The following is a 12,391-nucleotide window of genomic DNA, read 5'->3' as shown; positions in this document are numbered from 1 at the left end:
AAGGATAGTTTATACAATAGCTATTCATTTTGATGAATTGTTTGTAAATTCACATTTAACATAAATTTACCCATGCAGAAGTTCTAGATGTGGATTATTCGGATAATTTTACCGTCAAATTATAATTGATTAATTAAATGAGAGGCATTCTTTTTTTGTTTTTATTTTTTTCATTTACGGCATTTTCTCAAGAGAGAGAATTGCTTCAGGGTAAAATTGTTTCTCGTTCAAAATTGTTGAGTGGCATTTATATTGCCAATGTCAATACTGGTGAATCGGTGTTGAGTCGTAAGGGAGGTTATTTTGAATTGATGGGTAAGGCAAACGATACCTTGATGTTTTCGGGCTCACTTTTTATAGGATATCGCAGAACCTTGGATGAGTTAGATTTAAAAAAGGAGATGCTTTTTATACCCTTAGAAGAAAATGATTTATCGTATCAATTGAGCGAAATCATGATTTATAAAGTTACTGCAGAATCTTTGGGGATAGTTCCCAAGGGTAGGAAAATATTGACACCGGCAGAAAGGCGACTGTACACGGCGAATTCCGGAGGGGGTTTAATTCCTATTGACATGATTGTCAATGCCATTACTGGACGTACAAAAATGCTGAAAAAAGCACTGAAATACGAGCAAGAAGAAATGCGAAAGGAAAAACTATTACGCATTTTTGACGAAAAATTTATTCGCGAGAACTACGGTATTCCAGACGCATATGTGATGGGTTTTGTATATAATGCCGTATCCGATCCGGAAGTCTTGTCATTGTTGAATGCAAAGGGAGTTGCTAAAGCTTCATTGCAGTTGCGATTAGGTGATTTGGCGCTGGGATTCTTAGAGATGATTCAGGAAAAAGATAAAAAGGGGAATCCTAAAAATTAGTTTTTTAAAATTTAACGAAAGGTTTTCCGTTATAATTACAACATACGTTTATAAATCTTTGTAGCTTTGCATTCTACGAAAAAATAAAATTTTCAATTATGTTTGGAATTGGAGGGGGAGAGATATTCTTTATCATTTTAGTTATTTTGATGTTGTTCGGTTCGGATAAAGTGCCTGAAATGGCTCGAACATTTGCTAAAGCCATGTCTCAATTAAAAAATGCGACGAACGATATTAAAAGCGAAATCAAGAAAAGTGCTGAGGAATCAGGTATTGCGGACGAAATTAAAGAAACTCTAAATTTTGATATCGATCCAACATCGGATATCAAAAATGAAATTAATAAGACAAAAGAGGATTTGGAAAATATCACCGGACCAATAAAAAGACAATTATAGTTTGGAAACATTAATTCAGTTAGACAAGCAATTGCTGGTCTTTTTAAATAGTTTTGGATCAGAGACTTTCGATCCATTTTGGTTGTTTATCACCAAACAGCTTAATTGGATTCCGTTTTTCTTAATTGTAATGTATTTTTTATACAAGAAATTAGGTTGGAAAAAGCTAGGGATAACCATCTTATTTTTGGCATTATTGATTTTATGTACCGATCAATTTACCAATTTGGTTAAATATAATGTACAGCGCTTACGTCCGTGTAACGATTTAGATATCAACGGAATTATTAGGGTAGTGAAATGTAGTGATACTTATAGTTTCTTTTCTGGACACGCTTCTAATTCTACGGCAACGATGTTGTTTCTGTTTTTGATTTTACGCAGATTTTATAAATATGCTTTTTTAGTGTTTATTTTTCCATTGGTTTTTGCATACAGTAGAATATATTTGTCTTTGCATTTCCCAGGAGATATATTAGTGGGATACATGGCGGGGCTTGTTATGGGCAGCCTGTGTTATAAACTATTTCAGTATGCGGAAAGAAAATATAATTTTTAGTTTTTAAAAGCAACGAAAAGGGCTGATATCCATGAGATACCAGCCCTTTTTTTGTGCCCTTTTTTTATAAAACACGACTTACGGTGATACCGTCACGTATAGGTAATAAAACCGTTTCCACACGGGGATCGTTTTTTAGTAACTTATTGTAGTTGTCTATGATGATGGTGCTTTTATCATTGGCTTCGATTTCTTCCAATACTTTTCCAGACCACAAAACATTATCTGATAAAATGACGCCACCAGGATTCATTTTGGGAACAATCAATTCAAAATAATTGCAATAATTGGGTTTGTCGGCATCTATAAAAACCAAGTCAAACTTCTTATCCAAGCTAGGGATGATGTCAATAGCACTGCCTAAGTGTTGAGTTATTTGAGTAGCATATGGCGATAAATCAAAATACTTTCTTTGGATATCTATCAATTCTTCATTGATATCAATGGTATCTAAAGTGCCTCCTTGAAGTAAGCCTTCTGCCAAGCATAGGGTTGAATAACCAGTATAGGTACCGATTTCTAAAATGTGTTTAGGAGCGATTATTTTAGACAATACACTCAGAACACGTCCTTGAAAATGACCGCTTAACATACGGGGTCTAAGTACTTTTTGATGTGTTTCTCTATTGAGTTGCGCTAGTAGATCGGGCTCGTTTTCCGAATGTTGTAGTACATAATTTTCTAATTGTGGCGATATAAAATGCATTTTTAACGTGATTTAGAATTTGCTATATTCGGCAAAGATAAATAAAGTTTCTAGTAAACAGTTCATTAGTAAACGATGCAGTTGCGACTATGCAAATTCGCGTATAGACGAATCTGCAAATAATATCAAGTATTTAAAACGAAAAATCTTTACCTTTGCGCCATGCAAGTGGAAAAAAAAGATATCAGATCTCTAACTAAAGAACAACTGCGTGAGTTCTTTGTAACTCAAGGAGATAAGTCGTTTAGAGGAAATCAAGTGTACGAATGGTTGTGGAGTAAAGGGGCTCATGGTTTTGAAGACATGAGTAATCTTTCTAAGGAAAGTCGCCAAATGTTGGAGGCGCATTTTGTTATTAACCACATCAACGTGGATCAAAGGCAACAAAGTTCCGATGGAACGGTTAAGAATGCCGTCCGTTTGCACGATGGATTAATCGTGGAGTCGGTATTGATTCCTACCAATACACGTACTACCGCTTGTGTTTCGAGCCAAGTAGGTTGTAGTTTGGATTGTACTTTCTGTGCAACGGCTCAATTAAAGCGAATGCGAAATTTAAACCCTGATGAAATTTACGATCAGGTGCTTGCCATTGATCAAGAAAGCCGTCAGCTTTTTGGACGACCACTTTCAAATATTGTCTTTATGGGCATGGGAGAACCTTTGATGAACTATAACAACGTTCAAAAAGCGATAGAAAAGATTACTTCTAGCGAAGGGATGGGAATGTCGCCCAAACGCATTACCGTTTCTACTTCAGGGATTCCCAAAATGATTAAAAAACTGGCTGATGATGAGGTTAAGTTTAAATTAGCGGTATCGTTACATTCTGCAATTGATGAAATTCGTGCGGATATTATGCCCTTTGCCAAGAATTTTCCACTTCAAGAACTTCGCGAAAGTTTAGAGTATTGGTACTCAAAAACACGCAGCCGTATTACGTATGAATATGTGGTTTGGAAAGGAATCAACGACGATAAAAAATCCATCGATGCCTTGGTGAAATTTTGTAAGTATGTACCCTGCAAGGTGAATTTAATTGAATATAATCCCATTGATGACGGTAAGTTTCAACAAGCCGACTCCAGTGCGATAGATAACTATATTCGAACTCTTGAACGCAATGACATTGTTGCTAAAGTACGTAGAAGTCGCGGTAAAGACATCGATGCCGCTTGTGGGCAATTGGCGAATAAATCGTAATCAGCGTGAATTAGTAATGATAAGAGTCATCACTGATTTTTGGAACAGTTGCTTTTAAAATAATTATTCGATTTTAAAGGTATGTAAACTCCTTAAAAATTGTATTTTTGACTACGATGAATATAGTTGAGCAAATAAAACAGCCGATTTTAAATGAAATGGAACTTTTTGAAAAAAAGTTCCATAAGTCTATGGCTTCTAAAGTAGCCTTACTCAATCGAATCACTTATTATATTGTTAACCGAAAGGGAAAACAAATGCGCCCAATGTTTGTTTTTCTAACAGCCAAAATGGTGGCTGGGGAAGTTAATGAGCGAACATATAGAGGTGCTTCGGTTATTGAACTTATTCATACAGCTACTTTAGTTCATGACGATGTTGTGGACGATAGTAACAAACGTAGAGGGTTCTTTTCCTTAAATGCGTTGTGGAAAAATAAAATTGCGGTTTTGGTTGGCGATTATCTGTTGTCTAAAGGTCTCTTGCTTTCTATTGATAACAATGATTTTGATTTACTGAAAATTATTTCTGTAGCTGTACGAGAGATGAGCGAAGGAGAATTGTTGCAAATTGAAAAAGCGAGAAGGTTAGATATTACAGAAGAAGTGTATTACGAAATCATCCGACAGAAAACAGCTACACTTATTGCAGCTTGTTGTTCTTTAGGTGCCGCATCTGTTTTGCCTGAACACTCTGAATATATCGAAAACATGCGGAAATTCGGTGAATTAATCGGAATGGCATTTCAGATTAAGGATGATTTGTTTGATTATACCGACGGTCCAATAGGAAAGCCAACCGGTATAGATATCAAAGAGCAAAAAATGACATTACCCTTGATTTATGCTCTAAATCATTCTGATAAAAAAGAAAAACGCTGGTTGATCAATTCGGTAAAAAACCACAATAAAGACAAAAAACGCGTTCGCGAAGTTATTGATTTTGTGAAACAAAAAGAGGGTTTGGTTTATGCTGAACACAAAATGATTGAATTTCAAAAAGAAGCACTTCAGCTACTGCAACCCTTCCCAAATTCTTCTTATAAAGAGGCTTTAATCCTGATGGTTAATTATGTAATTGAACGTAAAAAATAAGATTATTTGTTTTTTATGTAACTTTTCACTCTTTTTCGGGTCTTATGTGTATAACTCACATGGACAATAATGAAGGATCACTATTATCTCACGACCCTATTAATTTTCTTTCTTGTAGTTTTTAGCTCTAGCTTGCACGCACAGCCATTTTATTTTAGCGGACAGGTTGTTGATGGGCAAAATCAAGAACCCTTAGCATTTGCTACCATTGTTTTTAATCAAAATCAACAGTGGGCTGTAATGACAGATATAGATGGGCATTTTAACTATTATGCTTCTCAACCGATTACTGCGGTTAGCAGTAGTTTTATTGGCTACACCACCGTTACGGCCACCGTGTCTGCCACCGAGAAAAATATTCGTATAGCAATGCAACCTAGTACTGAAAAATTGCAGGAGTTAATTATTCCGTTGTCTGAGAATCCCGCTCATAGAATCATGAAAGAGGTGTTGGCGAATAAAGCCAAAAATAATCCCGAAAAAATTGCTGCCTTCCAGTATACCTCCTACAATAAGATGGTCATGGATATCAAAAGCCAGAATTCGGATGATACTATTAAACTCAAAGAACTGTTTAAAGGAGGCAATCTGTTTTTGATGGAATCCGTGACCGAACGCAAATTCTTAGCGCCAGATTGGAACGAAGAAGTCGTCAAAGCTACCCGAGTGTCGGGGCTTAAAAATCCAACATTTGCCGCCTTGGCTACGGATTTGCAACCTTTCTCTTTTTACGATGACAATATTAAATTGTTCGACCTCTATTATCTTAATCCGATAAGCAAAGGCAGTCTTTCAAAATACAAGTTTGTTCTGGAGGACAGTTGGAGTCAAGGATCGGATACCATACATTTGATTTCGTATAAACCCTTGGCCAATAAAAACTTTGAAGGGCTACAAGGTGTATTGTATATTAATACCAATACCTATGCAATTCAAAATGTAATCGCGACACCTTTTGAAAAGGGGAAGATGGATATTAAAATTCAGCAGCAATATGTGTTTTTGGATAATACATATTGGTTTCCACAACAGTTGAATTATACGGTAACCATGTTGGCTTCACCTTCAGTAACCCAAAATATAGTAATGGAAGGCAAAAGTTATATTGACGGGGTTCAATTTGACGTTCCGCTACAAAAGAGAGATTTTGGCAGAATTACTGTGCGTATGGACGAAAATGCCTCCCAACAAGATAGCGCGTTTTGGAATCGACACAGAGTATTACCTCTCCAAACAGCGGAGATACAAACCTATATGTTTCTGGATAGTATTGGTCATAAATATAAGTTTGATCAGGTGCTTAACGGTTTAGATAAATTTTCAACGGGAAAAATAGGCTTTAAATACGTGGATTTAGATATTACAAAGATGTTGATTTATAACGAATTTGAAGGTTTTAGATTGGGCTTGGGTGCTTATACCAATGAAGATGTTTTTAAAAATTTATCTTTTGGTGGTTTTATAGGATATGGACTAAAAGATTACCGATGGAAATATGGTTTTGAGGGGATTTATAAAATTTCACCCATTGATGATTTTACTATAGGTGCAAAATATCAAAACAATCTCGTTGAAGTTGGAAATCACGGTTTTGAATATTCCGACAGGCTATTTGGAGGATGGCGTGGAATCTTGGCGTATCGAATGGACAAAATAGAAGAAAGTAGTGTTACGGCGAACTTCAGAATGTTGTTGTATGGCCGATGGAGGCTGTCGCTGAGCAATTCTAAAATTTCACCATTATATGATTTTGATCAAGAAGGAGGTTCATTTAGGCCATATACCAATACACAGTTTTCAGTTAATTTTCGATACGCCTATAAAGAGAAACTAGTCAATACGGGTAAACGAAATGTAAGTATGGGTACGGTGTATCCAGTTATTCACTTGTCATATTACAGAGGTCTTGACGGTTTGTTGGACGGAAGTTTAAAATACAATAAATTTGAAGCAGCCGTAGAGCAGTCTTTCTTCGTTAAAAACTTAGGAAAAAGCACTTATAGATTAGAAGGAGGATATATTGATTCGCCTTTGCCTTATGGCTTGTTGTTTACTGGGGAGGGGAGTTATGACAAGGATTTGCCTTATCTGATTACAAATACTTTTCAAACCATGCGTCCCTACGAATTTTTATCCGATACTTATGTCAGTGTATTTACGTCTCATGAATTTGGGTCGCTACTTTTTAAAACCGGAAAGTTTCAGCCTCAAATTGCACTACATAATAACTTAAGTTGGGGGAATCTAACTAAAAGTACAAGCTATTTACTGATGCCTTACCGTCAAAAAGACCAAGTGTTTATGGAAACAGGATTGCAATTGGGCAATTTGATTTCGATGAATTATTTAAACATAGGGTCTTTAGGTTTAGGAATCGGAGTATTTTATCGATACGGTCCTACGGCTTACCCAGGATTGAACGATAATGTGGCTTTAAAATTAGCTTTTAACTTTAGTGTAAAATAATATTTAAAAAAAGAATCAATACTCGATACAACCTTTTTGCGTGGAATAGCGTCTATGTAAATAGAAGTCCTTATATATTTTGAAAGTAATACCAATTAGTAACAACCCCCATGAATTAATCGTCCTTCTAAAAGAGAATGATCGAATGGCGCAACACGATGTTTATCATCGGTATGCACCGAGGATGTTGAGTGTTTGTAGGCAATATGTTCGGGATGTTCAGCAAGCAGAACACGTCATGGTCGGAGGGTTTGTTAAGGTCTTTCGGCATGTGGTGGATTTTGAAAATAAGGGAAATTTTGAAGGCTGGATTCGACGTATTATGGTTAATGAGTCGTTGTCTTTTTTAAGGAGTGAAAAAAAGGTTCTTTTTTTGGAAGATCAGGTTTATAGCGAAGTAGTGGAAGAAGGGAGTTTTGATAGTGATATGGGGGTTGCCGAAATACAGTGTTTCATAGACCAATTGCCAACAGGCGCGAGAATGGTTTTTAATCTTTTTGTTATAGAGGGATACAAGCATGTCGAGATAGCAAAATTATTGGGTATTCAAGAAGGAACTTCTAAATCGCAATTAGCCCAAGCGAGAAAAATATTACAAAGGCAATTGTTGACAATAAATAAAGGAATATGGAGCAGTGGAGCAAAATAGAGGAAACAATTAAAAAGAAGCTTGACCATCAGACTTTAGAGCCGTCCCCGGATTTGTGGTCTAAAATTGAAGCCGGTTTAGAGCAACAGCAAGTGGTAAACAAAAAAAACGGAGTTTCGTGGTATTTGATAGCAGCGAGTGTAGTGTTGTTCCTGGGCGTTACTGCATTCTTTCTATTTTCAACGTCGAAGGTCGGGATTTCAGACGAATCAATTGAAAAGGAATTCCCCGTAGTAATAATAGACGAACAACATATCAAACAACAGGAAAGCAGGGATATGGATCGAGTTAAGCCGCTGACGACAGTAGCGGTAGTCTCGACGACGTCAGTGCCGAGTAAAGACTTTAAAGGGGCTGATTTAAAACCACAGCAGGCGCAATCCGAAGCGCCAAAAACATCGGTTTTCAGTGAGACTTATGTTGTTAATGATGAATTTGATTTGGATTCCATAACCATATTGGCATTAGAACCTACCCATATCAAAAGTTTTAAAGTAGACCCGAATTCGTTGCTTATGGAAGTAGAAAGCGAGTTAAAAGTAGAATACAGAGAAACCGTTTTTGATCAGTTAAAACGAAATTTTAAAAGCGCAAAATCAAACTTTGCGAACAGGAATTACAAATAAATAACCAATTTTTTAAATACAACCCCCTTATGCAAAAGAGATATTTTTATGCAGTGCTCGGAGTATGCCTGTTTTTTACGGGTTTACAAGCACAGGAAAAGCAGTTTGAAGCTCAAGTTCAACGTGTTTCAATGAATATGGAAACGATAACTAGAGAGGAGAAAAAAACGTTAAAATTGAAAATCGACCAAATCAATGAATCCTTGCAAAAGGGCGAAATTACTTTTGATCAAGCGGTATTGGCCAAGCAACAACTAGCGGTGTTACATGCTAAGCAAATTGAGGACAGAATCAGTCAGGAAAAAGTAGTGCTTGACCAGCTGGTTAAAGAAAAAGTAACTTTAGGTTTGTCGCAAGTCGAGCCAAGTATTTATTCAGACTCCTTAGTAAGTGGTGGAGAAAGCGATGTATTTACGGATTATAAATTGGGAATAAAGAAAGGTGTAGAACGGCCGTGGAAGCGAACGACTTCTCAGTTGGTATTTGCAATGGGGCTTAATAATTTAATGACTGATGGCGCTGTAGCTCATTCGGATTTCAGATATTTTGGATCGCATTTTTATGAAATTGGATGGACGTATACCAGTAGATTATTTAAAGAAGACAATCTGTTGCATTTAAAATACGGGTTGTCGATGATGTATAATAATCTAAGGCCAACGGCTAATCGTTATTTTGTAAAAAACGATATGCAAACCCATCTCGAGATTTACGACAAAAACCTTAAGGAGTCGCGATTCAGGAACTTAAATTTAGTAATACCCGTGCATTTAGAATTTGATTTCTCGCCTACCGAGTTAAATGCTGATGGAGTTAGAAAAACAGTTCGCAATAAAAAAGGTTTTCACATGGGAATAGGTGGATATGCCGGTTTTAATATTAAAACCAAACAGATATTGAAATACAATGAGGACGGAGAACAATATAAAGTAAAGAATAAAAACGACTTCCGTACCAATGATTTTGTATATGGCGCTAGTGCATATGTGGGTTATCGCGCTTTTAGCCTGTATTCAAAATACGATATCAGTCCGCTTTTTAAATCAAACAGCATCGATCAAAACAATATTTCATTGGGTATTCGGGCAGATTTCAATTGATTAGTATAAAAAGACAGCAGCAGCTGTCTTTTTACTTTTGTATTAACCTCGTATCTTTGTCAACAGGAAATAAAAAAGTAAGATGATTTCAAAAAGCACGATTGATACCGTTTTTGATGTTGCTCGAGTAGAGGAAGTGATTGGCGATTTTGTAAGTTTAAAAAAGTCAGGTACAAATTATAAGGGTTTAAGTCCTTTTGTCAGTGAGAAAACGCCGTCATTTATGGTTTCTCCTGTCAAGCAAATCTGGAAGGATTTCAGTTCGGGTAAAGGAGGTAATGCTGTTGCTTTTTTAATGGAGCACGAACATTTTAGTTATCCCGAAGCCATACGTTATTTGGCAAGAAAATACAATATTGAAATTGAGGAAACCCAGCAAACCGATGATGAGAAAGAACAACTCAACGAAAAGGAGAGTATGTTTTTGGTTTCTGAATATGCCAAAAAATATTTCCATCAAACACTTACGGACTCTGAGGAAGGAAAAGCCATAGGTCTTAGTTATTTTAAGGAAAGGGGATTTACCACAGATACTATTGAACGGTTCAATTTAGGATATTCTCCAGATGCTTGGGATGCTTTTACCAGCGATGCATTAGGAAAGGGATATCAATTGGAATACTTGGATAAAACCGGATTGACCATAGTTAAAGACGACAAGAAATTTGACCGTTTTAAAGGCAGGGTTATGTTTCCTATCCAGAGTATGTCTGGTCGTGTTTTGGGTTTTGGAGGAAGAATCTTAACCAATGATAAAAAGGCGGCTAAATACCTCAATTCGCCGGAAAGCGATATTTACCATAAGAGTAAAGTATTGTATGGAATTTTTCATGCCAAGCAGGAAATAGCCAAGCAAGATAACTGTTTTTTGGTAGAGGGGTATACCGATGTAATTCAAATGTATCAATCGGGTATTCAGAACGTGGTTTCTTCTTCGGGAACTGCTTTGAGTACGGATCAAATTCGCCTGATTAATCGATTAACAAAAAACATTACGGTGCTGTTTGATGGTGATGCAGCCGGTCTACGCGCTTCACTTCGAGGGATAGATTTAATTCTTGAAGCCGGAATGAATGTTCGGGTGTGTTCCTTTCCAGCAGGAGAAGACCCTGATAGTTTTGCTCGTAAAAATTCCTTAGAAGAATTACAGCGGTATTTTGAGGATAATGCCAAGGATTTTATCCGATTTAAGGCATCTATGTTAATGAATGAAGCCAAAGATGACCCGATCAAAAAGGCCGAGTTGATTAGGGATATGGTGCATAGTATATCAAAAATACCCGATGTGATTAAACAGGAGGTTTATATACAGGAATGTTCCAGAATTATGGATATTTCTGAAGAAGTACTATTCAGTACTTTGGCGCAAATTGGAAAAAAGGAATTGGCAGAAGCCAATAAGAAATTTGTTGAAGAAAAAAAGGAACTCGAAGTCGTTCGCGATACAGAAGTTGTTCCTGAGAAAGTAGATATACTTCATTTTCTAGAGCGCAAAATTATAGAAATCCTCTTGTTATATGGACAACATGAAGAGGAGTTTACCGATGTGCTGCTACAAACCAATGATGATGATGAGATAGTTGAAGTTAATCACAAGGAAAAATACAAGGTTTATGAACGGGTGTATTTAAGTTTGCAAGAAGATGAGGTGGAATTGACGAATCCTTTGTTTCAAAAGATTTATAGCGATATCATGGAGTTTTATCACAGCAACCCAGAATGGAATTTGGAGGGGTATATCATGCGCTTAGAGCCCGAATTGGCTCAAGAGGTAACGGGTATTATCATGGAGGAAGAACGCGATGTCTTGCACCGTTGGGAAGAACAGAATATTTTTGTTAAACTCAAAGATCAAAGTGTGGAACAATATGTTTCGGAAAACATACTTACGCTACGTTTATTTTTGGTAAATAGTATTATCAATGAACTAAAGGAATCGTTGATTGGAGGTGGAACGGTAGATTATTCAGAAACCTTATTGATGGTGATGGACTATTCCAAATTAACCCATAGTTTTTCGGAAAAACTGGGACAAGTGACTTCTAGATACCGTTAGATAATACCAATAAGAAGGGCTTTCTGGACTAAATCTAAAGTGTTGTGCACTTCTAGTTTAGAAAGCAGCCGAAGTTTGTAGGTACTGATGGTTTTTTCATTGAGATGAAGTTTGGTGCCTATATCTTTGTTTTTCATTCCTCTCGCTAGGAGTTTTAATACTTCCAATTCTCGTATGGATAGAATTTTTACTTTAGATTCGTAGGGATAATTGGTATGAGAATTCTGATGGAGGAGTTGTTCCATATGCGATTCGAGATACTCTAAACTCTCGTCTTTTTCCACAAATAAATCCACACCGAATTTTAATAATACCGTTTCGAAATAAGCAGACTGTTTCGTGGTGAAAACGACTATTTTGGAGGCGGGAGCTAATTCACGTATGGCTTGAATATCTTTTAAGTTGGAAAAGCCATTAATGTTGATATCTAACAATATGATGTCATAGGCCAGTACGGTTAGAGCCGATTTTAACTTGGAGAAACTAGTGACTTCATCAGTAAGGGTAAAGTGACTACTCTTTTCAAAATGCGTTCTTAATCCTAGAATGCATACAGGCTGACTATCAGCTATAATTATTGTTGCCATAACTGAATTATTGAAAGTAATTTATCAAAAATACTAAAAATTATGCAAATGGTAAACGGTTTT

12 protein-coding genes are annotated in these 12,391 nt (G+C 36.4%); 10 read left to right on the top strand and 2 right to left on the bottom strand.

From position 1 onward, the window contains the following. Window positions 1–137: 137 nt before the first annotated feature. The 3 genes from KO524_RS01380 (at window position 138) to KO524_RS01370 (ending at window position 1,841) form a co-directional block, all read left to right on the top strand. Complete coding sequence (locus tag KO524_RS01380; protein ID WP_219288432.1) at window positions 138–884, top strand: hypothetical protein; 747 nt, start codon at window positions 138–140, stop codon at window positions 882–884. A gap of 98 nt (window positions 885–982) precedes the next feature. After that, window positions 983–1,282 (top strand): twin-arginine translocase TatA/TatE family subunit, encoded by a 300-nt coding sequence (locus KO524_RS01375; RefSeq protein WP_219288430.1) that lies wholly within the window; start codon window positions 983–985, stop codon window positions 1,280–1,282. Between the two features lies 1 nt (window position 1,283). Continuing rightward, window positions 1,284–1,841 carry a phosphatase PAP2 family protein gene (locus tag KO524_RS01370; protein WP_219288428.1) on the top strand — a complete coding sequence of 186 codons (558 nt, stop codon included), beginning with the start codon at window positions 1,284–1,286 and terminating at the stop codon, window positions 1,839–1,841. 64 nt (window positions 1,842–1,905) lie between these two features. Here the strand turns inward: KO524_RS01370 and KO524_RS01365 are convergent, their stop codons facing one another. Then, a complete protein-coding gene (locus KO524_RS01365; protein WP_219288426.1) occupies window positions 1,906–2,547 on the bottom strand; it encodes an O-methyltransferase in 642 nt (213 codons plus the stop codon). Between the two features lie 162 nt (window positions 2,548–2,709). Between KO524_RS01365 and rlmN the strand changes: the two genes are divergently transcribed. The 7 genes from rlmN (at window position 2,710) to dnaG (ending at window position 11,741) form a co-directional block, all read left to right on the top strand. After that, window positions 2,710–3,750: a 23S rRNA (adenine(2503)-C(2))-methyltransferase RlmN gene (gene rlmN / locus KO524_RS01360; RefSeq protein WP_219288425.1), complete on the top strand. Its 1,041-nt coding sequence runs from the start codon at window positions 2,710–2,712 to the stop codon at window positions 3,748–3,750. Between the two features lie 116 nt (window positions 3,751–3,866). Beyond that, the gene (locus KO524_RS01355; RefSeq protein ID WP_219288636.1) at window positions 3,867–4,844 is read left to right on the top strand and encodes a polyprenyl synthetase family protein; all 978 of its coding nucleotides are present in this window, start codon (window positions 3,867–3,869) and stop codon (window positions 4,842–4,844) included. A 69-nt stretch (window positions 4,845–4,913) separates the two neighbouring features. Then, entirely contained in the window at window positions 4,914–7,310 is a 2,397-nt protein-coding gene (locus KO524_RS01350; protein WP_219288423.1) for a DUF5686 family protein, read from the top strand. Between the two features lie 79 nt (window positions 7,311–7,389). Further along, entirely contained in the window at window positions 7,390–7,959 is a 570-nt protein-coding gene (locus tag KO524_RS01345) for an RNA polymerase sigma factor (RefSeq protein ID WP_255555087.1), read from the top strand. Further along, window positions 7,938–8,585, top strand: coding sequence for a hypothetical protein (locus tag KO524_RS01340; RefSeq protein WP_219288421.1), 648 nt, complete (start codon window positions 7,938–7,940; stop codon window positions 8,583–8,585). Before KO524_RS01345 ends, KO524_RS01340 begins: the two co-directional genes overlap by 22 nt. Before the next feature lie 29 nt (window positions 8,586–8,614). Further along, window positions 8,615–9,685 (top strand): hypothetical protein, encoded by a 1,071-nt coding sequence (locus KO524_RS01335; RefSeq protein WP_219288419.1) that lies wholly within the window; start codon window positions 8,615–8,617, stop codon window positions 9,683–9,685. 82 nt (window positions 9,686–9,767) lie between these two features. Continuing rightward, window positions 9,768–11,741 (top strand): DNA primase, encoded by a 1,974-nt coding sequence (dnaG, locus tag KO524_RS01330; RefSeq protein ID WP_219288417.1) that lies wholly within the window; start codon window positions 9,768–9,770, stop codon window positions 11,739–11,741. Here the strand turns inward: dnaG and KO524_RS01325 are convergent. Beyond that, window positions 11,738–12,328, bottom strand: a complete 591-nt coding sequence (locus KO524_RS01325; RefSeq protein WP_219288415.1) for a response regulator transcription factor — start codon at window positions 12,326–12,328, stop codon at window positions 11,738–11,740. The two genes, dnaG and KO524_RS01325, sit on opposite strands and share 4 nt — an antisense overlap. Window positions 12,329–12,391 lie beyond the last annotated feature (63 nt).

The organism is Flavobacterium sp. NKUCC04_CG, from assembly GCF_019345525.1.
Lineage (GTDB): Bacteria > Bacteroidota > Bacteroidia > Flavobacteriales > Flavobacteriaceae > Flavobacterium.
This window is presented reverse-complemented; position numbering and strand designations above follow the sequence as displayed.

What these genes read in the sequence shown, in the direction of transcription:
- KO524_RS01380 (WP_219288432.1), top strand. Translation starts at nt 138, where the DNA reads ATGAGAGGCATTCTTTTTTTGTTTTTATTTTTTTCATTTACGGCATTT.
- KO524_RS01375 (WP_219288430.1), top strand. Translation starts at nt 983, where the DNA reads ATGTTTGGAATTGGAGGGGGAGAGATATTCTTTATCATTTTAGTTATT.
- KO524_RS01365 (WP_219288426.1), bottom strand. Translation starts at nt 2,547, where the DNA reads ATGCATTTTATATCGCCACAATTAGAAAATTATGTACTACAACATTCG.
- rlmN (WP_219288425.1), top strand. Translation starts at nt 2,710, where the DNA reads ATGCAAGTGGAAAAAAAAGATATCAGATCTCTAACTAAAGAACAACTG.
- KO524_RS01355 (WP_219288636.1), top strand. Translation starts at nt 3,867, where the DNA reads ATGAATATAGTTGAGCAAATAAAACAGCCGATTTTAAATGAAATGGAA.
- KO524_RS01350 (WP_219288423.1), top strand. Translation starts at nt 4,914, where the DNA reads ATGAAGGATCACTATTATCTCACGACCCTATTAATTTTCTTTCTTGTA.
- KO524_RS01340 (WP_219288421.1), top strand. Translation starts at nt 7,938, where the DNA reads ATGGAGCAGTGGAGCAAAATAGAGGAAACAATTAAAAAGAAGCTTGAC.
- KO524_RS01335 (WP_219288419.1), top strand. Translation starts at nt 8,615, where the DNA reads ATGCAAAAGAGATATTTTTATGCAGTGCTCGGAGTATGCCTGTTTTTT.
- dnaG (WP_219288417.1), top strand. Translation starts at nt 9,768, where the DNA reads ATGATTTCAAAAAGCACGATTGATACCGTTTTTGATGTTGCTCGAGTA.
- KO524_RS01325 (WP_219288415.1), bottom strand. Translation starts at nt 12,328, where the DNA reads ATGGCAACAATAATTATAGCTGATAGTCAGCCTGTATGCATTCTAGGA.